18 protein-coding genes are annotated in these 24,470 nt (G+C 72.1%); 10 read left to right on the top strand and 8 right to left on the bottom strand.

The genetic code is table 11. The features are described 5' to 3' along the window. Positions 1-57 precede the first annotated feature (57 nt). The 4 genes from ACFZBT_RS20640 to ACFZBT_RS20625 all read left to right on the top strand — a co-directional run bounded on the left by ACFZBT_RS20640 (position 58) and on the right by ACFZBT_RS20625 (position 5,133). Positions 58-534, top strand: a complete 477-nt coding sequence (locus ACFZBT_RS20640) for an Lrp/AsnC family transcriptional regulator (protein ID WP_328336874.1) — start codon at positions 58-60, stop codon at positions 532-534. Between the two features lie 44 nt (positions 535-578). Next, on the top strand, positions 579-1,274 hold the full coding sequence (locus ACFZBT_RS20635; protein WP_391105414.1) for an HAD-IA family hydrolase: 696 nt from the start codon (positions 579-581) through the stop codon (positions 1,272-1,274). A 127-nt stretch (positions 1,275-1,401) separates the two neighbouring features. Further along, complete coding sequence (locus tag ACFZBT_RS20630) at positions 1,402-4,221, top strand: beta-L-arabinofuranosidase domain-containing protein (RefSeq protein WP_391105412.1); 2,820 nt, start codon at positions 1,402-1,404, stop codon at positions 4,219-4,221. A 150-nt stretch (positions 4,222-4,371) separates the two neighbouring features. Next, positions 4,372-5,133 carry a DUF4142 domain-containing protein gene (locus ACFZBT_RS20625; RefSeq protein WP_391105410.1) on the top strand — a complete coding sequence of 254 codons (762 nt, stop codon included), beginning with the start codon at positions 4,372-4,374 and terminating at the stop codon, positions 5,131-5,133. Between the two features lie 228 nt (positions 5,134-5,361). Here the strand turns inward: ACFZBT_RS20625 and ACFZBT_RS20620 are convergent, their stop codons facing one another. Next, the gene (locus ACFZBT_RS20620) at positions 5,362-6,135 is read right to left on the bottom strand and encodes a LysR substrate-binding domain-containing protein (protein ID WP_391105408.1); all 774 of its coding nucleotides are present in this window, start codon (positions 6,133-6,135) and stop codon (positions 5,362-5,364) included. Between the two features lie 58 nt (positions 6,136-6,193). On the opposite strand from ACFZBT_RS20620, the gene ACFZBT_RS20615 reads away from it, so the two are divergent. The 6 genes from ACFZBT_RS20615 (at position 6,194) to ACFZBT_RS20590 (ending at position 12,121) form a co-directional block, all read left to right on the top strand. Further along, positions 6,194-6,577: a DUF5997 family protein gene (locus ACFZBT_RS20615; protein WP_391105406.1), complete on the top strand. Its 384-nt coding sequence runs from the start codon at positions 6,194-6,196 to the stop codon at positions 6,575-6,577. 182 nt (positions 6,578-6,759) lie between these two features. Beyond that, positions 6,760-8,088 carry a sugar ABC transporter substrate-binding protein gene (locus ACFZBT_RS20610; protein ID WP_391105404.1) on the top strand — a complete coding sequence of 443 codons (1,329 nt, stop codon included), beginning with the start codon at positions 6,760-6,762 and terminating at the stop codon, positions 8,086-8,088. Continuing rightward, positions 8,085-8,996: an ABC transporter permease subunit gene (locus ACFZBT_RS20605; protein WP_391105402.1), complete on the top strand. Its 912-nt coding sequence runs from the start codon at positions 8,085-8,087 to the stop codon at positions 8,994-8,996. Before ACFZBT_RS20610 ends, ACFZBT_RS20605 begins: the two co-directional genes overlap by 4 nt. Further along, the gene (locus tag ACFZBT_RS20600) at positions 8,993-9,937 is read left to right on the top strand and encodes an ABC transporter permease subunit (RefSeq protein ID WP_391105400.1); all 945 of its coding nucleotides are present in this window, start codon (positions 8,993-8,995) and stop codon (positions 9,935-9,937) included. The genes ACFZBT_RS20605 and ACFZBT_RS20600 overlap by 4 nt, the downstream gene beginning before the upstream one ends. A gap of 28 nt (positions 9,938-9,965) precedes the next feature. After that, positions 9,966-10,874, top strand: coding sequence for a 5-dehydro-4-deoxyglucarate dehydratase (locus ACFZBT_RS20595; protein ID WP_391105398.1), 909 nt, complete (start codon positions 9,966-9,968; stop codon positions 10,872-10,874). Next, a complete protein-coding gene (locus ACFZBT_RS20590; RefSeq protein ID WP_391105396.1) occupies positions 10,871-12,121 on the top strand; it encodes an enolase C-terminal domain-like protein in 1,251 nt (416 codons plus the stop codon). Before ACFZBT_RS20595 ends, ACFZBT_RS20590 begins: the two co-directional genes overlap by 4 nt. A 40-nt stretch (positions 12,122-12,161) precedes the next feature. On the opposite strand, the gene ACFZBT_RS20585 is transcribed toward ACFZBT_RS20590, so the two are convergent. From ACFZBT_RS20585 to ACFZBT_RS20555, 7 genes are read right to left on the bottom strand one after another with little or no spacing between them, the layout of a single operon-like run. Next, entirely contained in the window at positions 12,162-13,058 is an 897-nt protein-coding gene (locus ACFZBT_RS20585; RefSeq protein WP_391105394.1) for a peptidoglycan-binding protein, read from the bottom strand. Then, positions 13,058-14,602: a DUF6519 domain-containing protein gene (locus ACFZBT_RS20580; RefSeq protein WP_391105392.1), complete on the bottom strand. Its 1,545-nt coding sequence runs from the start codon at positions 14,600-14,602 to the stop codon at positions 13,058-13,060. Before ACFZBT_RS20580 ends, ACFZBT_RS20585 begins: the two co-directional genes overlap by 1 nt. 59 nt (positions 14,603-14,661) lie before the next feature. Beyond that, positions 14,662-16,809, bottom strand: coding sequence for a hypothetical protein (locus ACFZBT_RS20575; protein ID WP_391105390.1), 2,148 nt, complete (start codon positions 16,807-16,809; stop codon positions 14,662-14,664). After that, positions 16,809-20,630 (bottom strand): putative baseplate assembly protein, encoded by a 3,822-nt coding sequence (locus ACFZBT_RS20570; protein ID WP_391105388.1) that lies wholly within the window; start codon positions 20,628-20,630, stop codon positions 16,809-16,811. Before ACFZBT_RS20570 ends, ACFZBT_RS20575 begins: the two co-directional genes overlap by 1 nt. Next, positions 20,627-23,737, bottom strand: a complete 3,111-nt coding sequence (locus tag ACFZBT_RS20565) for a putative baseplate assembly protein (protein ID WP_391105386.1) — start codon at positions 23,735-23,737, stop codon at positions 20,627-20,629. Before ACFZBT_RS20565 ends, ACFZBT_RS20570 begins: the two co-directional genes overlap by 4 nt. Further along, complete coding sequence (locus ACFZBT_RS20560; RefSeq protein WP_391105384.1) at positions 23,734-24,138, bottom strand: GPW/gp25 family protein; 405 nt, start codon at positions 24,136-24,138, stop codon at positions 23,734-23,736. The genes ACFZBT_RS20565 and ACFZBT_RS20560 overlap by 4 nt, the downstream gene beginning before the upstream one ends. Next, the gene (locus tag ACFZBT_RS20555; RefSeq protein ID WP_391105382.1) at positions 24,135-24,470 is read right to left on the bottom strand and encodes a hypothetical protein; all 336 of its coding nucleotides are present in this window, start codon (positions 24,468-24,470) and stop codon (positions 24,135-24,137) included. Before ACFZBT_RS20555 ends, ACFZBT_RS20560 begins: the two co-directional genes overlap by 4 nt.

The raw sequence follows: 24,470 nt of genomic DNA, 5'->3' as shown, positions 1-24,470 counted from the left end.
CAGCGGAGGCGGCCGTTGAGTGGCCGCTGTGGAGCCGAGGGACGAGGAGGGTGCGGCATGCCGGTGGACGAGCTCGACACCCGCATCCTGCGGCTGCTGCTGGAGCAGCCGCGCACGAGCGTGCGCGAGTACGCCCGTATCCTCGGCGTGGCCCGGGGCACGCTCCAGGCCCGGCTCGACCGCCTGGAGCGGGACGGTGTGATCACCGGCACGGCGCCGGACCTCTCCCCCGCCGCGCTCGGCCATCCGGTGCTCGCGTTCGTGCACATCGAGGTCACCCAGGGCCATCTCGACGAGGTGGGCGACGCGCTCGCGGCGGTGCCGGAGATCGTCGAGGCGTTCTCCATCACAGGTGGCGGGGATCTGCTGACCCGGGTCGTGGCGCGGGACAACGCGCATCTGGAGGACGTCGTGCAGAAGCTGATCAGCCTGCCCGGCGTGGTCCGCACCCGTACCGAGATCGCGCTGCGGGAGCGCGTCTCCCATCGGCTGCTGCCACTGGTGGAGTCGATCGGTCGCGCGGCCCGGTCCTGACCCCCTCAGGGTCCCTGGATCACGGTCTTTGACATGCTGACACCATGAGCAATCTCGGCGGCGTATCGGTCATCTTCGATCTCGACGGAACGCTCGTGGACAGCGAGCCCAACTACTACGAGGCAGGCCGGCAGACCCTCGCCGAGCACGGCGTCACCGACTTCAGCTGGGCGGACCACGAGCGGTACGTGGGCATCAGCACGCAGGAGACGGTCGCGGACTGGAGGGAGCGGTACGGTCTGCGGGCCTCCGTGGAGGAGCTGTTCACCGTCAAGAACCGCCGCTATCTCGAACTCGCCCGCAGTTCCACGCGCGCCTACCCCGAGATGCGCGAGTTCGTCGAGCTGCTGGCGGCCGAGGACGTGCCCATGGCGGTGGCCTCGGGGTCCTCGCCCGGGGCCATCGAGGCGGTCCTGGCCGGTACGGGCCTGGACACCCATCTGCGCACCGTCGTCTCGGCCGACGAGGTCGCGCACGGCAAGCCGGCCCCCGATGTCTTCCTGGAGGCGGCCCGCCGGCTCGGGGCGGACCCGGCCCGCTGTGTGGTCCTGGAGGACGCCGCCCCCGGCGCCGCAGCCGCGCACGCGGCGGGGATGCGGTGCATCGCGATCCCGTACGTCCCGGCGCAGGCGGACGCCCCGGAGTTCACCACCGCCGGACTGCTGCTGCGGGGCGGCCAGGAGGAGTTCACGGCACGGGCGGCGTACGACTGGCTGGTCCGCTCGGCAGGTCTTTCCTGAACTCGCCTCTCCCGCCCCGTTGACGCTCCCCCGTCCCCTCCCTAAGGTCTGGTCGATCACTCGCACAGCATTCGGAATTTCGAACGCGTCGAGTCCGTGGACCCGTTGGCCTCGTGGAGGAGCACACATGGCACGGCCCCTCTCCAGACGATCCCTTCTCCAGGCGGCGACCCTCGCCGCCGCCGTACCCGCGCTCTCCGAGGCGGCGACCGGCCGGGCGGTCGCCGCCCCCGCGGCCGCGGCCGCCGCCGGCATCCCGGCCGCCTGGACCGTACGGCCGTTCGGGCTGGAGGACGTACGCCTCGGCCGGGGTGTCTTCGCCGACAAGCGGCAGTTGATGCTGGACCACGCCCGTGGCTACGACGTGAACCGGCTGCTCCAGGTGTTCCGCGCCAACGCCGGTCTCGCCACGGGCGGCGCGGTTGCCCCGGGCGGCTGGGAGGGCCTGGACGGCGAGGCCAACGGCAATCTGCGCGGGCACTACACCGGCCACTTCCTGACCATGCTGGCGCAGGCCTACCGGAGCACGAAGGAGCAGGTGTTCGCCGACCGGATCAACACCATGGTCGAGGCGCTGGCCGAGGTGCGGACGGCGTTGCGGCGAGAGCCGGAGGTGCTGAGCGTCGCCGGGAAGTTCGGGACCGCCGCCGACCAGGTGCGGGGCTCCTACCAGTACGTGGATCTGCCGGCCGCCGTGCTCGGCGGGGCCTCGGCCGTCACCCTCTCCGTCTGGGTGCGGCCCACGCACGACGCCAACTGGACCCGCGTCTTCGACTTCGGCGACGACACCACGCGTTACCTCTATCTGGCCGCCCGCAACCAGGCGGGAGTGCCGCGCTTCGCCATCACCGCGTCGGGCCCGGGCGGCGAGCAGGGCCTCGACGGCACGGCCCCGCTGCCGCTGAACCAGTGGAGCCATCTGGCGGTGACGATCGCGGACGGCACCGGCACCCTCCACGTCAACGGCACCGCCGTCGCCCGGAACGCCGCGATGAGCCTCACCCCGGCGGCTCTCGGCACACTGAAGAACAACTGGCTGGGCCGCTCGAACTACTCCGCGGACCCCGTCTTCGCGGGCGCCTTCGAGGGGTTCGACGTCTTCTCGCGGGCGCTGACCGCCGCCGAGATCACCGAGTTGCAGAGCCGCCGGGCCGCCGACGCCTCCACGGGCCGGGGCGACCTGGTGTCGTACGCCTTCGACGAGACGGCCGGCGGGACCTTCGCGGACGCCTCCGGGCGCGGACTGACCGCCACCCTGCGCCGCACCTGGGGCGGGCCCAGCCACCCCGGGTTCCTCGCGGCGTACCCGGAGACCCAGTTCATCGACCTGGAGTCGAGGACCTCTCCCGACTACACGAAGGTGTGGGCGCCGTACTACACCGCGCACAAGATCCTCAGGGGCCTGCTCGACGCGTACACCGCCACGGACGACGACCGGGCCCTGGACCTCGCGTCCGGCATGTGCGACTGGATGCACTCCCGGCTGTCCAGGCTGCCGAAGACCACGCTCCAGCGCATGTGGGGGATCTTCTCCAGCGGCGAGTTCGGCGGCATCGTCGAGGCGATCTGCGACTTGCACACGATCACCGACAAGACCGAACACCTCGCGCTGGCAAAGCTGTTCGACCTGGACCGGCTGATCGACGCGTGCGCCGCGAACACCGACATCCTCGACGGGCTGCACGCCAACCAGCACATCCCGATCTTCACCGGGTACGTGCGGCTGTACGACGAGACGGGCGAGGAGCGCTATCTCACCTCGGCGAAGAACTTCTGGGACATGGTCGTCCCGCACCGGATGTACGGCATCGGCGGCACCAGCACCGGGGAGTTCTGGAAGGCCCGGGACGTGATCGCGGGCACCCTGAGCGCCACCACCGCGGAGACCTGCTGCGCGTACAACATGCTCAAGCTGAGCCGGGCCCTGTTCTTCCACGCGCAGGAACCGAAGTACATGGACTACTACGAGCGGGCACTGTACAACCAGGTGCTCGGCTCGAAGCAGGACAAGCCGGACGCGGAGAAGCCGCTCGTCACCTACTTCATCGGGCTGACGCCCGGTCATGTCCGTGACTACACACCCAAGCAGGGCACGACCTGCTGCGAGGGCACCGGCATGGAGAGCGCCACGAAGTACCAGGACTCGGTGTACTTCGCGAAGTCCGACGGCAGCGCCCTGTACGTCAACCTCTACAGCCCGTCCACGCTGACCTGGGCGGAGAAGGGCGTGACGGTCACGCAGACCACCGGCTATCCCAGGGAGCAGGGCAGCACGCTCACCTTCGGCGGCGGCCGGGCCTCCTTCACGCTGCGGTTGCGCGTGCCGTCCTGGGCGACCGCCGGGTTCCGGGTGACCGTCAACGGGCGTGCCGTGCGGGGCACTCCGAAGCCGGGCAGCTACTTCGACGTGTCGCGGACCTGGCGGGCCGGTGACACCGTCCGGGTCGCCCTGCCGTTCCGGACACGGGTGGAGAAGGCCCTCGACGACCCCTCCCTGCAGACCCTGTTCCACGGGCCGGTCAACCTGGTCGCCCGCTCCTCCGCGACGGAGTACCTGAAGGCCGGGTTGTACCGCGACGCCGGGCTGTCCGGCGACCTGACCGCCTCCCTCACGCCGGTGCCGGGCAAGCCGCTCCACTTCACGCTGGACGGGACCGAGTGGGCGCCGTTCGCCGAGGGGACGGAGGATCCGGCACACGCCTACTTCCGGCGCGCGGAGCCGAAGGTCGTCTTCGGCGGCCGGGACTCGGGCGTGGCGAACCCCGCGAAGGCCGACGGCACCACCCTTCTGGAAGAGGTCTGGGCCGGTGCACCCTTCCGGAACAAGGGGGCGCTGGTGGCGCGGGTGCGGTCCACGGTGGACGTGTGGGTGGCGGCCGGACTGCTGAGCAGGGCCGACGGGGACAAGGTCGTGAGTACGGCGGGTGCGGCCTCGTACGAACCCTGAGCGGACGGAGCGGCGTTCGGGTGGGCCCGGTGCTGTGGGTTCCGGCACCGGGCCCCGTCACATCCGGAACTTTTTTGCGGCAGGGGTGATTGTTTCGCGTCCGGCATCCGTACTTCTCGGTGTTGGGCCGTTCATATCCCAGGAGGCACGATGCGCATCTCGCGCAGCACGGCAGGAACCGCGTTCGTGGGCGGTGCGATGATCCTTACGCTCACCGCGCTCGCCTACCCCAGCATGCTGGGTGTGGAGAACGCGGCTTCCGGCCAGGACCGCATCATCGCCAACACGCAGTGGGGCCCGCTGACCGAGGCGGACCGCGACTTCGTGGTGAAGGTGCGTGCGGCCGGGCTGTGGGAATTCCCCATGGGGCAAATGATCATGGAGCGGAGCACGTCGCCGGAGATGAAGGAAGCCGCGGAGCATCTGCTCGTGGGGCACGGCCGGCTCGACGCGGGCTGCCGCAAGATCTCCACGGACCTGGGCATCACCCTGCCGAACGAGGCGTCACCGCAGCAGCAGAACTTCGTGGCGACGGCGGAAGGCAGCTCGGGCAGGGAGTTCGAGTCCACGGCCGTGACCCTCATGCGCATCGCGCACGGGGGCATCTTCCCGACGATCGCCAAGATCCGGGCGACGACCCGGAACAGCCTGGTGCGGGAGCTCGCCGACACGACCAACGACACCGTGCTCGACCACATCACGGTCCTGGAGAAGACCGGCCTGATCAACCACGAGCAGGTCAGCTTCCAGATCACCGCCCCGCCCAAGCTGCCCCAGGAGCAGACGACACCGCCGCCGCCGCAGCAGGGTGCGCCGGTCCGGGTGCTGGAGGTCCCGGAGGACCTGAAGGATCTGCAGACGGTCGCCCCCAACCCGTCCTACGGGGCTCAGCCGTCTCCGTCGGCCGGCTGAGCCGATGGCGGTCCGGGGTTCGCGCTCCTGCGACGGGCCCCTGGGCAGGCCCTGGGTGGTGTCCGCAAAGTCCCGTCGTCCGCCCGGAGGGCGGGCCTCGCGGCGTCTGGTGCGTGCTCTCGGTGTGCCGGGTGGAGCCCCCCGTACTGGATGTACTTGGGGGTTCGCCCGGTGCGGCGAGAGTGCGTGCCAGGCGTCGCGGGGCAGGCGGGACTTTGCGGAAACGGCCTAGGAACGGCGGCGGGGCTTGCCGCGCCCGTCGCCCTTCGGGGCGCCACGGCCGCCCTTGCCGGTGCGCTTCGCGCCCGCGGACCGCCCGGCCGCCGGCTTCCCGGACACCGGTTTGCGCCGGGCGCCGCCCCGGTCGGACGCCGCGGACTCGTCCGGCTGCTTGCGGCCCCGGGTGCTGTTGACCGTGCGGCCGCGGACGATGCCGATGAAGTCCTCGACCTGGTCCGTCGTCGCGTCCTGGGGCCAGGCCAGTGCCACGCTCGATTCGGGTGCGTCCTTGAGGGGGCGGTGCGTGAGGTCCTTGCGGTGGTGGAGGCGGGCGAGCGACAGGGGCACCACGAGGACGCCGATCCCGGCCGCGACCAGTTCGACGGCGTCGGCCGTGGTGGCGGGGCGTTCGAAGGCGGGCCGTCCGGGGAGGTTCTCCCAGTCGAGGACGTCGTCGAGGGGGTGCAGCACGATGTCGTCGGCGAGATCCTCCGGGACCACCTCGTCGACCGCCGTGACCAGGTGGTCCTTGGGCACCACGACGACCGTCTGCTCGGTGTAGAGGGGGATCGCGCTGAAGACCGTCCGGTCCACGGGCAGCCGGACGAGCCCCGCGTCGGCGTCCCCGCCCAGCAGCCGCTCCGCCACCGCCCCGGCGGCCACCTGCGTCAGGTCCAGCGGGACACCGGGCTGCCGCTCGTTCCAGGTACGCACCCACTTGTCGGGCATCACCCCGGGGACGTACACGAGCCGGAACGAGAGAGAAACATCCGAGCCTGTCACCGGGCCAGGTTACCGGGCGTGGTCAGGGGTCGTGCACACGCTCGATACGCTTGATGCCATGACGTCGCACCAGAGCACCCAGACGATGAAGCCCGCCACCGCGGCGAAGAAGCTGGGTGTGTACCTCGAGGCCACACCCGCCGAGTTCCAGGAGGGTGTCGTCTCGCGCGCCGAGCTGAACGAGCTCCAGGCGAACCCGCCGCAGTGGCTGCAGGACCTGCGGCACAACGGCCCGCACCCCCGCCCGGTGGTCGCGGCGAAGCTCGGGGTCTCCATCGCGGGGCTCGCCCGCGCCGGTGTCACCGAGCCCCTGACCACCGAGCAGATCGAGACACTGAAGCAGGAAGGCCCCGAGTGGCTGGAGCGGGAGCGCGCCACCCAGGCGGAGGTCCGCAAGGAGGCGGCCCGCCTCAAGAAGAAGAACGCCGAGCGCCAGGCCTGACACCCGGCGCCCTCCCTTTCAGGACGGCCCCCACCGGATCATCCGGTGGGGGCCGTCGCTGTTACCCCTGGATGTCGTCAAAGTTTTCGGCCATGTCTTGACATGGCGCGGAAACGCTCCGTAGCTTGGCCGATCATTTAGATTCGTGAAGCGCGTTCACGAATATGAACGGAGCAACCACCATGCGGGATCGTCTGCGAAGTCACCGCCTGGCCGCCGCGCTCGCCGTCTCGGGACTCCTGTTCGGAACGGCTGCCTGCGGCTCCGGTTCCGGCAGTGCCCGGGCCGGCGATCCGAACACGCTGGAGGTGTGGACCCGGAGCGACCCGGAGTCCGCCCAGACCTACCAGAGGGTGTTCGCCGCCTTCACCAAGAAGACCGGCATCAAGATCGACTACCAGCCGGTCATGAACTTCGACCAGCAGTTGCAGAGCCGTGCGTCCACCAAGGACCTGCCGGACGTCATGATCAACGACACGGCCCTGATGGGCAGCTACCAGGCCCAGGGCCTGCTCAAGCCCATCGCCCCGGACTCGATCGCCGGACATGACGAGATCACCGCCAAGTCCTGGGCCTCCACCGTGGGCCTCGACGGCCGGCACTACGGCATCCCGTACTCCCGTCAGGCCATGACCCTGTTCGTCCGCAAGGACTGGCGGGAGAAGCTCGGCCTGCCGCAGCCGAAGACCTGGCAGGACACGCTCGCCCTCGCCAAGGCCTTCGCCACCCGCGACCCGGACGGGGACGGCAGGAAGGACACGTACGGCATGGTGGTCCCCGGCAGTGCCCAGAACGGCTATGTCGCCTGGTGGGGTTCGAGCTGGCTGTGGCAGGGCGGCGTGCGGATCCTTCAGAAGGAGGGCACGGGCTACCGGCCCGCCATGGACTCGGCTGCGGCCCTGCGCACCGTCGGCTGGCTGAAGAAGAACCTCTTCTGCGGCGACAGCGGCGTCATCCAGCCCAGCGCCCTGACCTCCGTCACCGCGAACACCACCAACTTCCAGGACGGCAACGCCGGGATGTACCTCACCGGCCCGTACAACATCTCCACGTTCGACAAGGCGCTCGGCAAGGACAAGTACGAGGTCCTGCCCGCGCCAACCGGCCCGGCCGGGAACAACGACGTGCTGGCCGACGGAGAGAACATCTACTTCGGCGCGAAGACCGGTAGGGCGAAGCTGGAGCAGACACTCGCCGCCTTCCTCGTCTCCCCCGAGGGCCAGACGCTCGCCATGACCGGCGACCACCAGCCCGTCGTGCGCATCCCCGTCAACTCCACCCTCGACGCCGCGAAGGTCCGCCAGGACCCGCGCTGGAGCGTCGTCCAGAAGGCGTACGAGAACGACTCCCAGCAGTTCCCCAACGCCCCCGACTGGGCCCCGATGAAGCAGGACACCGCCGACGCGCTCAACGCGATCTTCACGTACTGCGGCAGCGACGTCCGCTCCGGCCTGAAGGAACTCAACGACACCCTCGCCGGTGACCTCAAGGACCAGGACCTGTTGAAATGACCGCGACCGTGACGACACCCGGGCCGCGCAGAGCCCGGATCCTCGGCAAGAGGGCCGTACTGCCCTGGCTGTTCCTCGCCCCGGGCCTGCTGCTCGCCCTCGTCTTCAAGTTCCTGCCCATGGGCAAGGGCGTCTGGCTGAGCTTCTTCGACGTGCGGCCCTTCCTCGGTGACAAGTGGGTCGGCCTCGACAACTACACCCGGGTCCTGACCGACCACCGCTTCCAGGACGCCATCGGCCACACCCTGCTCCTGGGCATCGGGATGTCCCTCGGCGGCATCGTCGCCGGTTTCCTCCTCGCCCTGCTGCTGGAGGGTCAGGCCCGCTCGCTGAAGATCATCCGCACCGCCGTGTTCCTGCCCGTCGTCACCGCGACCGCGGTGGTCGGCGAGATGTGGCGGCTGATGTACTACCCGACCTCCGACGGCCTCATCAACAGCGGTCTCGGGCTGCTGGGCCTCGGGCCGGTGCCCTACCTGGACAACCCCGACACGGCACTGTGGGCGACGATGGCCATGGGCATCTGGATGCTCGCCCCGTACAACATGGTGATCATCCTCGCCGGACTGGCGGGCGTGGACCGCTCGTTGTACGAGGCCGCCGCGATGGACGGTGTCTCGCTCTGGCAGCGGCTGCGCCACATCACGCTGCCCGCGATCCGCCCCGCCCTGGGCATCGTCCTCACCCTCGCCGCCATCCGCGGGCTGCGCGTCTTCACCGAGGTGTACGTCCTCACCGGCGGCGGCCCGGCCGGGTCCACCGACGTGTGGATGACCCGCGCCTACACCCTCGGCTTCACCCGTAACGACATCGGCGGCGCCTCGGCCGCCTCCGTGGTCCTGCTCTGCGTGACGCTGCTGCTCACCGTCACGGTCAACTACCTCCGCAAGAGGGGAGACGTGAGATGAGCGCCCCCGCCATCGACCCCGTCCGGACCCCGGTGACCGCCTCTCCCGCGCGGAAGTCCGCCGGGAAGCAGCGCACCACCCCCGCCCGCTTCGACACCGCCCTCGGCTGGAGCGACCGGCCCGGCCCCGCCTGGGCGCTGCGCGTCCTGCTCTGCGTGCTCGCCCTGGGCGTCTTCGCGGCGCCGTTCCTGACGATCTTCTCCGGCTCGTTCAGCGAGAAGGCCAGCGGTTCGACCCTGTCGTTCCTCCCCCACCATCCGACCCTGCTGAACTTCCGGGTGGCGGGCGAGCGCGGCATCTGGGACTACTTCGGCAACTCGCTCTTCATTGCGGGCGGCGGGCTGCTGCTGCAGCTCGTCGTCTGCACGCTGGCCGCGTACGCGCTGGCCCGGCACAGGTTCCGCGGCCAGGCGCTCATCCTCACCCTGTTCATGCTGACGATGATGCTCCCCGAGGAGGTCATCGCCATCCCGCTGTCCCTGGTCCTCGGCCATGTGCCCGTGGTCGGCATCGACCTCAAGGGCACCGTCTGGGGCGTGATCCTGCCGCTCGGCGCCTGGGGATTCTCGGTGATGCTGCTGACCGAGTTCATGAAGGACATCCCCGCCGAGATCGAGGAGGCCGCCCGGATCGACGGCGTGGGCGAGCTGCGGATGCTGTGGCAGGTCGTCCTGCCGCTGTGCAAGCCCGCCCTCGGCGTGGCCGGGGTGCTCGGCTTCATCATGATCTGGGACCAGTACCTTCTGCCCCTGATCGCCGCCAAGGACCCCACCGACTACACGGTCACCGTCGCCCTGTCCATCCTGCGCACCGACCCCGAGGTCGGCTCCGGGGTGGTGCTGGCCGGTGCGGTCATCGCCCTCGTCCCCAGCCTGATCGTCTATCTGCTCCTCCAGCGCTCGCTGGTCACCGGCATCGCCGCCGGGGCCACGAAGGGCTGACCACCCACCCCCCACGTTTGAGGGAGACATGAAGTTTCACGGAGTGCTGTTCTTCCCGGTCACGCCGTTCGCGGCGGACGGTTCACTGGACGAGGAACGGCTGGCCCAGCACATCGAGTCGGGTGTCGCCGCGGGCGCGGGAGGTGTGTTCGTCGCCTGCGGCACCGGCGAGTTCCACGCGCTGTCGGCCGATGAGATCGAGCGGGCCACCCGGGTCGCCGTCGAGACCACGGCCGGACGCGTGCCGGTCCTCGCGGCGGCCGGCGGCCCCACCCCGGTCGCCCGGGACCAGGCCGCCCGCGTCGAACGGGCCGGTGCCGACGGCATCCTGCTGCTGCCGCCCTACCTGGTCAGCGCCCCGCAGCGGGGCCTGGTGCGGTACGTCGAGGAGGTATCGGCCGCCACCCGGCTGCCGGTCGTCTTCTACCAGCGGGGCACCGCCCGGCTCACCGCGGAGACGGCCGCCGAGATCGCCGCCCTGCCCGGGGTCGTCGGCCTCAAGGACGGCATCGGGGACATCGAGCGGATGCACCGCATCGTCCGCGCGGTACATGCCGTGCCGGGCACGGAGGACTTCCAGTTCTTCAACGGCCTGCCCACCGCCGAGATGACCGCTCCCGCCTACCAGGGCGTCGGCGTCGAGCTGTACTCCTCGGCGGTGTTCGCCTTCGCCCCGGAGATCGCGCTCGCCTTCCACCGCGCCCTCGCCGGGGGCGACGTCGCCCTGGTCAACCGGCTCCTCGACGAGTTCTACGGCCCGCTGGTCGCCCTGCGCGACGAGGTCCCGGGATACGCCGTGTCGCTCGTCAAGGCGGGGGTGACGCTGCGCGGCCTGGACGTCGGCGGCGTACGGGCGCCGCTGCTCGACCCGACACCGGAACATCTCGCCCGGCTGTCCGAACTCCTCGACCACGGACTGAAGGTGGCCGCCGCATGACCTCCACGCGCATCCGCGAGCTGATCGTCACCCCGATCGCCTTCGGCGACCCGCCGCTGCTCAACTCCAACGGTGTGCACGAGCCGCTCGCCCTGCGGATCATCCTCCAGCTAGTCCTGGAGGACGGCACGGTGGGGCTCGGCGAGTCCCCGGGCGGCACGGCCCGCCTGGAGCGGCTGCGCACCGCCGCGAAGACGGTCGTCGGCATGGACGTCTTCGACACCACGGCCGTGGCCGCCGCGATCGACGCGGCCCTGCTGCCGACCGTGCCCAGCTCCCACGAGCGCGGCTGGACCACCTCGGCGATCGAGGTGGCCTGCCTCGACGCGCAGGGCAAGCTGCTCGGCCGTCCGGTCAGCGACCTGCTGGGCGGCAAGGTACGCGACGCGGTGCCGTTCGCCGCGTACCTCTTCTACAAGTGGGGCGAGCACCCCGCCCTCGACGGCCGCCCGGCCATCACCGACGACTGGGGTGAGGCCCTGGACCCCGCCGGGATCGTCGAGCAGGCCCGGCTGATGCGGGAGCGGTACGGCTTCCAGTCGTTCAAGCTCAAGGGCGGCGTCTTCCCGCCCGACGAGGAGATCGCCGCGATGCGTGCCCTCGCGGAGGCCTTCCCCGGGCAGCCGCTGCGCCTCGACCCCAACACGGCGTGGACGGTGGAGACGTCGAAGTACGTCGCCCGTGAACTCGACGGCGTCCTGGAGTACCTGGAGGACCCCGCCAAGGGCATCGAGGGCATGGCGGAGGTGGCGAAGGAGTCGCCCATGCCGCTCGCGACCAACATGTGCGTGATCGCCTGGGAGCATCTGAAGCCGGCCGTCGAGCAGAACGCCATCCAGGTCCTGCTCACCGACCACCACTACTGGGGCGGACTGCGCCGCACCCGGGAACTGGCCGCCGTCTGCGAGGCGTTCGGGCTCGCCCTGTCGATGCACTCCAACTCGCACCTGGGCATCAGCCTCGCCGCGATGACCCATGTCGGCGCCGCCATCCCCAACCTCGACCACTCCTGCGACACGCACTACCCGTGGAACTCGGCGGACGACGTGATCGTGCCGGGCGTGCTGGAGCTGCGCGACGGGGAGGTCAAGGTGCCCACCGGTCCGGGGCTCGGCGTCGAACTCGACCACGACAAGCTCGATGAGCTGCACCGGCGTTACATCGACTCCGGGATGCGCAGCCGCGACGACACCGGCTACATGCGGCGCTTCCAGCCGGAGTACGAGCGGCTGCTCCCCCGCTGGTGACACCCCCCGTGCGCCCCTCCTCGGCGAGGGGCGCACGCGCTCATTTCCCGGACCCCGGCACCTTCAGCCGGTCCCAGGTCAGCTTGCCGGGGATGCCGTCGGCGTCCCGCCCCGAGAAGCCCTGCTTCTGCTGCCAGAGGGCGTAGGACCGGCGGTCGGCCTCGGACCAGTCGGGGCTCGGCCCCTCCTCGTAGCGGCTGCAGCCCTCGGCGACCAGGCGGCGGCCCATCGCCGTGATGATCGGCGAGCGCTGCCCGACGTGGAAGAACGCGGCGCCCGGGAACGGCTCGTAGGACGGCTTGGGCGCGGGCTTGGGGTCCGGGGCCGGCTTGGTGCCGCCTCCGGCGCCCTTCAGCCGGTCGGAGATGCGTTTGCGCATGCTGTCCATGGTGAAGCCGCGCGGGTCCACCTTGCCCGGCTGCCACTCCTTGTGGCCGATGACGGAGCGCTCGGACCAGCCGTGGTGCCGGCAGATCGCCGCCGACACCTTCTCGATGGCCTCCTTCTGCGCCTCGGGCCAAGGGTCCTTGCCGTTGCCGAGGTTGATGCACTCGAAGCCGTAGAAGTGCCGGTTGCCGTCGGTGTCGGCCTCGTTGTCGCCCGGCAGCTTCGACTCGTTGATCACCGCGCGCAGGACGTCGCTGTCGCCGAGGCCGGCGTGGTTGGCCCGGCCGTTGCCGACCAGGTGCACATGGCCCTTCTTGTCGATGACGCCGTGGCACAGCGGGCCGGGCAGGCTCGAGTAGCCGTCGTAGCAGATGTCGACGGAGGCGGCGGTGCCGGAGGTGACGGTGTGGTGGATCATCACGCCGTTCACCGGGCCCCAGGGGCCCTTGCTGTTGCGGTTGTGGGTGCGCCAGCTGCGGACCTCGTGGACGGTCACGCCCTCGGCTCGCAGGATCTCCACCAGCTTCGACGCGCTGAGCGGCTTGGCCATCAGTTGTCTCCTTCGACGGCGGCTTCCGCCTCCGCTGTGGTCTGGGACCTCCCCTGTGAGGGGTCCTCGGCGGCCAGCTCCTCGCGGCGGGCCTGTTCTTCCGCGGCGAGCGTCGCCTCGTCGGCGGCCGGCATGCCGCTCGCCAGCGGTCCGAACGCCAGGCGCAGATCGACCGCGCTGCCCTCGCCCTTGATCAGGGCCAGCGGGGCGAAGTGCCGGGCGATGCCGGCCGGTCCCCGCAGCAGCGGGCGGCGGGCCGGGTCGACCGGCCACTCGACGCCGCCGGTGGCGGTGCGGGCGGGCACGATCCAGTGGTCGCCGGTGCGGTAGGCGCCGCCCTTGGCGAAGTACACCTCGACACCGTCCTCCAGGGGCAGCCACTCCCCCTCCGTGACGGGGATCGCCCCGCCGCGCAGGTCGGTGCTGCGGCCCTTGCGCCTCGGGCCGCCTCGGTGGTCCCAGCGGCGCAGGTACGGGTTGAGATGCGCCAGCCGTCCGACGCCCGGGTCCGGTTCGGCCGAGAGGCGGACGCGGCGGCCGGGCAGGTCCAGCTCTTCGACGCGCAGCAGCGGCAGGGGCTCCAGGCGGGAGGCGTAGGCGGTGTCGGTGAACTCCACGTGGTCGCCGACGTCCAGGTCCAGCTTGTCGTCGTGGCCGAGGGACGCCAACCGCACCCAGGTGCCGTCGAGTTCGTCGACGGGGAAGACGACGGAGCCGTTCTCCCTGGACCACTTGAAGGTGGCGTCCTTCGCCTCGCCGCCGGCGTGGACCTCCACCCGGTACAGCTGGTTCTCCGGGCCCCGGTAGCGGGCGTCCGGCTTGACCAGGCAGGGGTCCTCGTCGGCGTGGCCGGGCCGCTCGCTGCGGGCGGCGAGCCGGGCCGAGGGGGCCGACTGCCGCTGCGCCCAACGGGTGAAGGCGGCCCGGACGACCTCCTTGGACGGGTCGGTCTCCTCGATCTCCAGCTCGGTGAGGGACAGCGGCAGTACCTGCCAGACGACCTTGAGGCGGGCGGCGGTGTCGGGCATGGCGGCACCGAGGGCGACCTCGCGCAGCGCGGGGTCCTCGGCCGCGTTGACCGACCGCTCCCACACGTTCAGGTAGACGAGGAACGGTGTCTGGGCGGGCGAGGGCAGCCGGTCGCCGGGCTTCTCCGGGTCGCGGAAGCCGTCGGGCTGGTCCCAGTAGGTCCACTGCGCGGGCGGCTCCGGGGCGGACTCCTCGCCTACCTCGTCGGTGACGGGCACGCCGGCCGCCGGGCGGTCGGCGTCGCAGAGGATGCCGTCGACGTAGTAGCGGCCGCCGTGGACGACGAGGGTGTCGATCTCGTGCTTGCCGCCCACGTACTCGATGCGGAAGCCGGCGGCGTCGCGCGGCCCGCCGTGCGGTCCGATCAGGTCGGCGGCGAGGCCCCGGGCCTGGTGGAGCTGGATCGCTGTCTGCTCGTTGAGGTCGGCGTCGAGCTGGACGCGGCCCTGCTGGGCGACGACCGCCGAGTAGTGCCGCTCCGGGCGGAACGTGGAGCGGGAGAGATCTGCGTGCATGAAGGGTGTCCCCCTGTTTCAGAAGTGCGGGTTCACAAGGTCGGTGGCGGGTGCGCGCCTCACGTCACGAAGAAGATCCCGGCGTCGGTGCCGGCCGGGGTGTACTCGGCGAGCCGGGCCCGCAAACCGTCCTCGCGCTGCGGCCGGTACAGGTCGTGGAAGGCGCCGAGCTCGGCACCGTCGTCCGCGCCGCGCCGGATCTCCTCCGGGCAGCGGTCCGCCAACAGCCCGTACCAGGGCGTGCCGTAGCGCCGGGAGGCGATCAGCGGCTTGGTGTCCGCGCAGCGGTGCCGGCGCGGGGTGCGCGAGCCGGAGGGGACGTAGGAGTAGCGCACGCATCCGATGCCGCGCCGGGCCACATGGAGCCGCCCCGTGAAGACCGAGTTCTCGGCGATCCGCACCGCGTGCGTGTGGATCTCGCCGATGACGGTGGTGCGGTGCAGGTGCAGCACGGCGTGGGCGTGGCGGCAGTCCGGGGCGGACAGGGCCTCGCGGTCGTCGGCGGTGGCGTCGAGGACGCTGTCCCGGATGTGGATGTCGAGGGGGTCCTCGCCCACCTCGTCGCCGATGACCTCGATGGTGCCGAGGACGCTGTGCTCGACCTGGAGGCAGGCGGTGGTGCGGTCCAGGACGATGCTCGGCTCCTCGGGCGAGTGCGGATCGCACTCGGGCTCCAGGGACCAGCCGGGCACGAGCGTGCTGTGCCGTACGACGACGGCGCCCATCGCGCCGGTCACGTTGATGCCGCGTCCGGCGACCAGCAGCCCGTCGAGGACGACACGCGGCCGCTCGTGCGGGGCGCAGTCCTCGGACACCGCGCGGATGTTGAGCGCGTCGGGGCGGTTGCTGTACCAGTCGAGCAGGCGGATGACGGGTCGGGTGCCCTCCGCCGCCCGCAGTTCGAGCCGGTCGCCGGGGTCGAGGTCGAAGTCGAGCTGCTCCTGGTAGGCGCCGCTGTGCGTGATCTCGATGATGCCGTCGGGCCCGGTGCGGCCGGCCCGGCGGTCGTGCTGCCAGGCCCGGTAGGCGTCCATGATCTGCCGGTGGGGCTGTCCGGGCCCGACCCGGTAGAACTCCGCGTCCGGGCGCGGCTCGCGGTCACGCTCGTACTCGCCGCCGCCCATGTCGGCCGGGAACGCGTAGTGGTAGTCCACCCAGACGCCCTGCCGGGGCGCGGACCGCGAGCCGAACGCGATCCGGCCGAGCTCCGGGTCGACGGCCACCTGGCCGCGCTTGGGGCGGTAGCGCCAGCCCGACAGGTCGGCGACCACGATGTCCGAGGGCGGTACGGGGTTGTCCTCGCCGTCGCGCCGGATGACGAAGCTCTTGCCGGGGCCGTAGTAGTCGAGCAGCCGGTCGTGCAGGAGACGGCGCGTGATGAACGCCGGGACGTTGTCGACGGTGGCGATGTGTGTCGGCGAAGGTTCCGGGAACGGCTTGGTGGCCAGCGGGGTGTCGTTGCCGAGGATCGAGAAGGTGTAGAGGTTGCGGGCCCTGTCGATGCAGTAGGCCGGGGTCCGGGTCAGCGCGTACGCCTTCAGCCGCCATACGAACAGGGCGACTCCGGCGGGGGTCCAGCCGCCCTGCCGGTGCCGGGACTCGGCGCGGCGGACGTCGGCCGTACGGGCGCTGTTGGCGAAGGGGCCGCCGCCGAGGGCGAGTTCGGCGCCGTCGCGCAGGTCGGTGAGCCGGCCGCGCTCGCCCCGGTGGGTGCCGGTGCCGTACAGCTTCACCGGCTGGGTGTGGGCGACCTGCCGGGACAGCTCGACGGCCCGGGCGGGCCAGGCCGCGACCTGCTCGGACAGTTCCTCCAGCAGGTGCAGGGTGCCCTTGCGGCGGCGGCTCGCGACCGTGGCGGCCACGTCCCGGCGCGGGGCGACGGCCTCGGCGAGGGCGGCCCGGCCGCCGTCGTGCAGGCCGGTGGTGAGGACGCGTTCGTAGCCGGGCAGGGTTCGGTAGCCGACGAGATCGCCGAGGTACGGCAGCACCCAGGGGGCAGCCGTCTCCACGAACAGGTCCTCGTAGCCCTGCTGGACGCCGTCGCGGACGCGGTCGACCTGCTCGGCGATCACGGCGAGCAACGCGCGCAGCGGCTCGCCCTCCTCGGCGTCGCGCAGCCGGTGCCAGCGGGGCAGCAGGTCGGCGAGACCGTCCGGCTCCCTGGGCACCACCGGGCCCGGCGTCTCCAACTGGGGATCCGGGGACATCACTTGACCTCCGTCAGAATCAGGGTGTCCGCGGCCCGGGGCGACAGCAGCGCGAGCTGGGCCGGGCGGATGCCGCGCAAGACGTACACCGACCGGCCCCGGGGCAGGCGCCGAGTGTCGGTGATGTCGGGGTTGAGGCGCAGGAGTTCGGCGAGGGGCACGCCGTAGCGCGCGCAGATCTCCGACAGCGTCTCGCCGTTCTCGGCACGGACCGTGTGGGTCTTCTCGTCGTACGTCGCCGGGTGCGCGGGGACAGTCGCCCTGGGCGGGCCGGGGCGGGTGAGCAGATCGGTGAGCTCCTCCGGGGTGGCGGAGGCGGGCACACCAGTGAAGACGTCGACGTCCACGTAGTCGACGCCGGGCACGGTGTGGGCGGTGGCCAGGACCTCGGAGAGGCGGGCGGGCCGGCCCAGCTCCCGGCCCTCGAAGCCGAGCCGGTTCAGCAGGGCCTGCCGCAGGCGCGGCTCGACGTGCTGCCAGGCGTGGCCGGGGGCCACCTTCACCTGGGCGGCGATCAGCAGCAGGACCAGTTCCCGGCCGTCGACGCGGACCGGGAGGTTGGGGTCGCCGTACTCGGTGAGGGCACCCCGCAGGGCGCGCAGGGTGTCCGAGTCCGGGGCGATGGGCACGTCGTCCGTGCCCGCGACCGTCACGTGCAGCACGCGCCGCCGTCCGTCGAAGAGCTCGCGTGCCGAGGCCCGGCCGATGCCGGCTCGGGAGCGGGCGAAGTCCTCGTAGTCGGACTCGGACACCAGCCGGTCCAGCGCCGAGACGGCCAGCGGGACGGTACGGCGGGTCAGGCCGGGGCCGTCGGCGTCGGCACCGCCGGTGGCCGGACGCGGGTTGGTGACCGCGGTGACGCCCAGCGGCCGGGTGAGGGGCTGGGTGACGCGGTCGGCGGGCACGTTGGCCGCCCTGCCGGTGCCGAAGCGGTAGCGGGCGCGGACGTTCTCGTGTCCGGAGGGCAGCCGGGCGCCGTGCACACCGTCTCCGAAGGTCACGGTCGTCCGGCCGTCGGCGGTGGTGCCGCTGATGTAGACCCGCTCGGTGGGGCCGCGCCCGGCCAGGCTGTCGACCTCGCGCCACAGCACACCGTCGATCCGGATCTCCAGCACCGGGGTGGCCCCGAGGGGGTTGTCGTCGGCGAGCCAGGTCAGCGGGGACTGCCAGAGCGCGAACGTCTGGTTGACGCGGTCGGAGTCGCCGCTGCCGATGGCCTCCTCGCGGCTCTCGCCGTGGGTGGCCTCGACGACGTTGCCGAGGATGCGGACCGTCTCGCGGCGGTAGCGGTGGGCGAGGTCCGCGGTGAGGGTGAGCCGGGTGTGGACGTGGTCGCCGGGGAGTCGGGGGTCGACCGCGGGGTCGGCGGCGGCGACCGTGACCACCTCGGTGGCCTTGACGCCCGCCGTGCCCGGGATGTCGCCGCGTTCACCGGTCACCATGAGCGTGCGGCCCGGCCGCAGCCCCTCGTACAGCTCGGCGAGTTCGATCTCGTTGCCGTGCACGTCCTCGCCGAGGGGCTCGTCGGCGAGACGCAGGGGCTCCCCGGCCGCGTGCACGGTGGTGTCGCGGACGTGGGACAGCAGGACGTCGAACTCGTCCAGCCAGGGGTCGGCGAGGGTGAGTTCGGTGCCGCGTCCGGTGATGCCGTAGTTGGTGTACGCGGCCGTACGCGCGGCCACCACCTGGGTGGTGACGAACGCCAGCTTCGGGTCGCCGGGCACTTTGCCCTCGGCTCCCTTGGCGGGCCGCTGGATCGCCACCCAGCTGCCGACGGTGATGCCCTCGTGCACGGTGTCCAGCTGGAGGGTGCGGCGGTTGACCGGCTCCGGCTTGCTGGCGATGACGACCTCGACGTTCGGCTCGGCGCTGCCAACCGTGTACTTGAGGCTGACCTCGTGGTCGCCGTGCGTGAACTGCTCGCCGGCGCCCGGCCGCAGGGCGATCTGCTCGGAAGTGCCGTTGTGAACGCCGACGTGGACCAGGCCTTCGTCGTCCGGCCGGGACACGAAGAGCGTGCGCTCGGGCAGTCCCGAGTGGAGCCGGGCCGTGACGCCGGGCTCCTGGGAGTCGGCAGGTCGCCGGTTGAGCCAGCTCAGGTCGCGGTCCTGGCCGGAGCGCACGGACAGTTCGACCTGACCGGGGCCGAGGGTGAAGGTGACCGGCTGGGCGACGGGCAGGTTCTCCGCGCGCTGGTCGGAGCTGCTGCCCTCGACGTACTGGAACTCGGCCCGCACCGGGGTCTTTCCCGCCGTGTCGAAGACGACCCGCATGGTCGCCAGCACCGCCCCGGTCAGCGGCCAGTCGGCGGTACGGATGACCCGGCCGCGATCGTCCTGAACCGGCTTCAACGGGGCCGTGGCGCCGAACGGGGCCGCGGTGACGCGCAGCGCGAGCAACTCGCGCAGCAGCTGCGGGGTACCGGGGGCGGCGGCCGTGCGCCAGGCCGGGTAGAGACTGCCGAGGCCGGGGTTGAGGGCGGAGAGGAGGCGGGCGGTGTCGGTGCCGGGTAGCTGCCGCCGGGGGGTGCCAGGGGGGTTGGGGGCCGTGGCACGGAGGGCGGGGAGTACAGCGCCCAGGGCTTTCAGAGCGGCGTTGGAGTCACCCCTCAGGGGCGCGGGGAACTGCGCGACCAGCCCCGACGGCGCAGCAGACGGCCGCGCACCCACCACCACACCCTCCTCATCCGTCTGCGCAGGCGCCAACTCCAGAGCCCGCTCGACAAGTTCGGCCAGCACCGCTTCCAACTGCTCGAACCACGCCGCCACCCCCTCATACGGAGCAGCCAGCACCTGCGCCTCACCGAGCCGGGCAAGAGGCTCGGCAAGCCGCGCCGCGAGCCACTCGGGCGTCTTGACCTCCTCCAGGTCGTCACGCAGCGGTTCGAGGACCTGGTCCTCGAAGTCCTCGATCAGCCGGCTGACCGGCCGCGGGTTGGGAACCTCCGGCGTGGGCGGCTCCTCCCCCGGCTCACCGGGCTGCGCGGGCAGCGCGATCCAGCTCCGCACCTCGTCGAGGAGTTCCTCAAGGGTCGCCGGCGCCGACTTCGGCAGCGAGATCGCCGTGATCTCGTCGTCCCGGTCGACCCGCGCCTTCGAAACCGGCAGCAGCTTGCGCGCACCGCCCGCGCCCTCCCCGAAGACGAACAGCAACTGGTCGCCGCTCTGGAGGGAGAGCCCCGTGCCCTCGACGAACAGCTCGGAGCGCTTCTCGAGGTCCTGCGGCGTGAGCAGCGAGGGACGACGTCGACGGACCTTCAGCTCGTTGAAGTCCCAGCGGGCCGTCAGATCCCGTGCGGTCTCGAACGTCAGCGACGCCTCATCGGCGGAGGCCGGCACGCTGTGGCTGCGCGCGCCGCGCGGGATCAGCACGTTCTGCGCCTCGGCGCGCGGGTCGCGTTCGAGGGTGTACGCCAGATGTGTGGCGGCGGCGACACCGGGACGCGGGCGGTGCCCGACGAGCCGGCCGAGCAGCACCAGGGAGCGGTGCTCGTCGGCGGTGCGGAGGTAGGCCTCGTCGGCGATCCGCTCGGAGTGGAAGGTGAGCAGGTCGCCGAGGACGGCCGTGGCGTCGAGCAGGCCGATCGCCGGGTCGTCCGGGGTGCGGACGGTGAGGCGGTTCAACGCCGGGTAGGCGGGCGAGGCGAGCCGGTCGAGCAGGGCGGCCAGGAACGAGCCGTACTCGCCGACGCGGTAGTCCAGCGCGGTTCTGCCGGGCGGGTTGTGCGGCGGCGTCGGCGCGAGGCGCTCGTCGTGGCCGCCGTGGCAGGCGCCGCCGCAGCCGCAGTCGTCGGTCGAGGGGATCGGGTGCGGGTCCGTCATCGGGCACCTCCCAGGGATATCGCCAGCAGGCCGTTCTCCGGCCGGTCCGGGTCGTTGTCGCAGGTGGCGATCTCCAGCGGGCCGAGCCGCAGCACGCCGTCCTCCCTCTCTCCTCGGTCCTGTCCGGACAGCCGGCGCAGCCGGGTGACCTCGACGCTCTCCACCCCTGGCACGGCGGCGGCCACGGCGACCAGGCGGCTGAGCCGGACCGGTTCGCCGAAGGTCAGCGCGTCGGGGTGGAAGAAGCCGAGCCGCCCGCCGGGCAGCCGTCCGCTGCCGAGTACGCGGTACAGCTCGGCCAGGATCTGCCCGTGTTGATGGCCGGGCTTGACGCAGACGCTCAGCGCGATGTCGAGCGGCACCACGCGGGCGGGCCCCACGACGAGGTCGTGGCCGATGCGCCGGTAGCTCTCCAGGGCCTGGGCGACCGAGTCGAGCAGGCCCGGCGACGGGTCGGCGGTGCCGTACGCGTCGATGGCGATGTGTGCTTCCTGGACGCTACCGGTCCAGCGGATCTCGGCCGCCGCCCGCCGCACGCCCGGCAGGGCTCCGGCGAGGGCGGCGTAGTCGTCGGCGGTGACCGCGCGCAGCCGGGTGCGGCGCAGGTCGAGCGGGGCCAGCTGGCGTACCTGCTCGACGGGTTCGGGCTGGATGCCGCCGGTGGCGGGCAGCGGGTTGCGCACCACGGCGGCCGGGGCGTCGCAGTCGCCCTGCACGACCAGGTGGTTGATGGCCTCGGCGCCGACGTTGCCCGCGGTGCCGCCGCCGAGCCGGTAGCGCAGCTCCAGGCGGGAGCCCGGGGTGGGCCTCGCACCGTGCCGGCCGTCCCCGAAGCGCAGCGCGAGGCGGCCGTCGTCCTCCAGTTCGCCGACGAAGTGCCGCTCGCGCGGGCCGCTGTCGAGCAGGTCGCGGCGCGGCAGCCAGGTCTGCTCCCCGTCGTGCGGGCGGACGGCGGGCAGCGCCCGGCGCGGGTCCTGGGCGAGGGCGGCGGTCGCCGAGCCGCGCAGCACCGTCTCCTCGGGGTGGAGTCCGCTCGCGTAGGCCGGGCCCCAGGCGTGGGCGATCTCCCAGGCGATGTGCCCGTCGAGGACGGTTCCCGCCCGGGACCGGGCGGCGAGGACCTGTGCGCGGCGCAGCTTGGTGTCGAGCAACTGGTCGCTGCGGTAGAGCAGTTCGCGCAGGGCGCGGACCGGGTGGCGGTGCAGTTCGAACCGCTCCAGCACGTTCAGGCCGTAGATCACGGCGAGTTCGGCGATCTCCTCCTGGCCGAGTCCGTCCCGGTCGCGGGCACTGCGCCACAGCTCGACGAGGCGCTGCCGCACCCGGCCCGGGATGGCCGCGATCCGCTCGGCCTGCCCGGCGGCGACGGTGCCGGGGTCGGGGAAGGGCACCGCCTGGGTGACGGGCGTTCGGCAGAGGACCGGGCGGAAGCGGGGCGCGATGCCGGGGTAGACGGACTGGGCGAGCAGGGTGCGCAGGGCGGTGGCCTGGGCGTACGCGGTGCCGGGCACGACCTGTTCGTGCCGTTGCCCGGCACTCTCCAGGCCGAGTCCGGCGCGGTTGGTCGCCGCCTCCCCCACGACGTCGAAGAGTTCGCGGACGTCACCGGCTACGAGAGCCCGGCCCGACTCGGCTTTGTCCGTCAGGACGTTGATCAGCCGTGCGGGGGCGTTGCCCTCCTCGGTGTCGTGGCAGCCGAAGGCGGGAGGGTCGCAGGGGGCGGTCACGGCGGGCACGGGCGGCACGGTGACCGTCTCGGGCAGGCCGGTCAGCGTCCGGCCGTGGTCGACGAGGACGACGTTGCCCCGGGCGAGGGTGACGTCCTCGACGGGCAGGCAGTCACGTCCGCCGCGGGTGGTGAGGCAGAGCGGGAAGCGCAGCGCGTCCTCGGCGGCCCAGGTGATCTCCAGGACCGGCTGGTCCTCGATCCGGTCGAGTCCGGGTGTGACGGAGGTGATCCGGACGGCCTGGCGGTGGGCGGGGTCGGCGTCGCCGGGGGTGCCGGTGCGCGGGCCCTTCACCTCCTCCAGGACGAGCACATCGCCCGGCCTGAGGGACAGCCGCCGCTCGCGGCAGGTCTCCGGGTCCACCCAGGCGTCCCGCAGGCTGGCGGCGGTGGCGCCCCGCGGCAGGGTGCACACCTCGCCGCCCCAGGTCCACAGCCGGATCGCGTTGTGCGCGACCCGCAGCTCCAGCGGGTCGGTGGCGACGACCGGTTCGAAGACCTCCACCGAGCCGCGCTCGTCGAGATCGCCGAGGTCGGCCTCGTCGATCACCGTGCCCGGTTCGGGGCGGTCGTGCGGGTCGAGGCTGCGTACGTCGACGGAGGCGAAGCGGAAGGTGCCCGGGGCGAGCGTGACGTCGTCGGCGGTCCGGACGGTGACGTAGGCGCGGGCGTTGCAGCCGTCGTGCATCGCGTAGTCGATGAGCTTCACGTGGCGGCGTACGGAGACCCGGCGGCGGGCGGTGTCGAGGTAGGCCTCGGTGGCGACCGCGTCCTGGTGGTAGCTGATCTGGTCGCCGGTGTGGGCGAGGAGTTCGACGAGGGTCATACCCAGGTCGGCGGGGTTGCGCTCGACCCATTCGGGGGTGGTGAGCGCGAGCCGGTCCAGGAGCAGCTTGCGGATGGTGTCGTAGTCGCGGGCCGTGTAGTCGATGACGGGCGCGGCGGGGAAGTCCGGCTCCGGCCGGTGCTCGTCCTCGCAGTCGAACGGGGTGGGGCAGTCGGGCCGGAAGGAGAACGTGGCGCTGTGGTAGCGCTGGTCGAAGCCGCGGTACGGCTCGGTGCCGGGCCGTCCGTACGGGTCGGTCTCGACGAGGGAGAGCCGGTAGCGGGAGGTGTCTCCGGCCCGGTCGAGGGTGACGTAGAGCCGGTCGTCGAGCTCAGGGTCCTCCTCGCGTTCGACGCTGACGTCGACGGCGGTGATGCCGGTGACGCGGCGGCCACCGTCGATGCGGACGTTCTCGGGGCAGAGGCCGTGCGGGGCCTTGCCGAGGAAGGTGACGGTGAGCAGCAGGCCGTCGTCGCCGGTCTCGACGGTGTCGACGCCCTTGAGCTGGGCGGCCCTCACCTTGGCGCGGCGGGACGCTGTGGTGCCGGTCGTCATGCGGCGGCCCTCCCTTCGAAGACGTCGTCGCGCCGGGTGCCGGTGGCCCGGACGGTGTACGACAGGAACACGCGGACGACGCCGTCCTCACCGCCCTCGCTGACGATGTCGAGGGCCGTGACCTCGATGAGGTCGCCGAGCCAGCGCTGCAGCGCGGCCTGCACGGAGAGTTCGAGCGTGCTGATCAGCTCGGGGCTGTTGGGCGCGAACACCAGGTCGAGGAGCCCGCAGCCGAAGTCGGGGCGCATCACGCGCTCGCCGGGGCTGGTGAACAGCAACTGCTCGATCAGGTCGTGGACGTGTTCGCCGTGTCCGGCGTGCGCGGTACGCCCGCGGCGGTCGGCACGGAAGGGGAAGGCGAGGTCGGAACGGGGCCTGCCGGCCCTGGTTGCGGGGCTCATCGGACGGTGACCTTTCGCTGCGCGGCTTGGACGACGGGCGGCCCCTGCGGGACGAAGGCCGCGCTGAAGCACTGGGCCGCGGAGGTGTCGAGCAGCACGGGCGCGCCGTCGACGGTTATGCCGGTGCCACCCGCGGTCCACCGGACGGTGGCGCACGGCGAGGGCACCCGGTCGACGGTGTGCGGGCAGCCGGTGACCACATAGCTGTGCGCGGCGGTGCCGACGGCGGCACCCGCGACGCGTACGCCCCCGGCGGGTGGCGTGGCGGCGGTGACCCGGCCGCCGTGCGGGCAGCCGATCACCGTGCCCGCGTCGAGCAGATTCCCGGACAA

The sequence above is a fragment of the Streptomyces sp. NPDC008137 genome, assembly GCF_042957035.1.
In the GTDB taxonomy this organism is placed as follows: domain Bacteria; phylum Actinomycetota; class Actinomycetes; order Streptomycetales; family Streptomycetaceae; genus Streptomyces.
The sequence above is the reverse complement of the archived record's forward strand: the minus strand, read 5'-3'. Positions and strand labels throughout refer to the sequence as shown.

Coding starts and splice junctions, on each gene's coding strand:
- ACFZBT_RS20565 (WP_391105386.1), bottom strand. CDS start 23,737: ATGACGACCGGCACCACAGCGTCCCGCCGCGCCAAGGTGAGGGCCGCC.
- ACFZBT_RS20615 (WP_391105406.1), top strand. CDS start 6,194: ATGACGTCGCACCAGAGCACCCAGACGATGAAGCCCGCCACCGCGGCG.
- ACFZBT_RS20640 (WP_328336874.1), top strand. CDS start 58: ATGCCGGTGGACGAGCTCGACACCCGCATCCTGCGGCTGCTGCTGGAG.
- ACFZBT_RS20585 (WP_391105394.1), bottom strand. CDS start 13,058: ATGGCCAAGCCGCTCAGCGCGTCGAAGCTGGTGGAGATCCTGCGAGCC.
- ACFZBT_RS20590 (WP_391105396.1), top strand. CDS start 10,871: ATGACCTCCACGCGCATCCGCGAGCTGATCGTCACCCCGATCGCCTTC.
- ACFZBT_RS20630 (WP_391105412.1), top strand. CDS start 1,402: ATGGCACGGCCCCTCTCCAGACGATCCCTTCTCCAGGCGGCGACCCTC.
- ACFZBT_RS20635 (WP_391105414.1), top strand. CDS start 579: ATGAGCAATCTCGGCGGCGTATCGGTCATCTTCGATCTCGACGGAACG.
- ACFZBT_RS20600 (WP_391105400.1), top strand. CDS start 8,993: ATGAGCGCCCCCGCCATCGACCCCGTCCGGACCCCGGTGACCGCCTCT.
- ACFZBT_RS20570 (WP_391105388.1), bottom strand. CDS start 20,630: ATGACGGACCCGCACCCGATCCCCTCGACCGACGACTGCGGCTGCGGC.
- ACFZBT_RS20610 (WP_391105404.1), top strand. CDS start 6,760: ATGCGGGATCGTCTGCGAAGTCACCGCCTGGCCGCCGCGCTCGCCGTC.
- ACFZBT_RS20595 (WP_391105398.1), top strand. CDS start 9,966: ATGAAGTTTCACGGAGTGCTGTTCTTCCCGGTCACGCCGTTCGCGGCG.
- ACFZBT_RS20560 (WP_391105384.1), bottom strand. CDS start 24,138: ATGAGCCCCGCAACCAGGGCCGGCAGGCCCCGTTCCGACCTCGCCTTC.
- ACFZBT_RS20580 (WP_391105392.1), bottom strand. CDS start 14,602: ATGCACGCAGATCTCTCCCGCTCCACGTTCCGCCCGGAGCGGCACTAC.
- ACFZBT_RS20605 (WP_391105402.1), top strand. CDS start 8,085: ATGACCGCGACCGTGACGACACCCGGGCCGCGCAGAGCCCGGATCCTC.
- ACFZBT_RS20575 (WP_391105390.1), bottom strand. CDS start 16,809: ATGTCCCCGGATCCCCAGTTGGAGACGCCGGGCCCGGTGGTGCCCAGG.
- ACFZBT_RS20625 (WP_391105410.1), top strand. CDS start 4,372: ATGCGCATCTCGCGCAGCACGGCAGGAACCGCGTTCGTGGGCGGTGCG.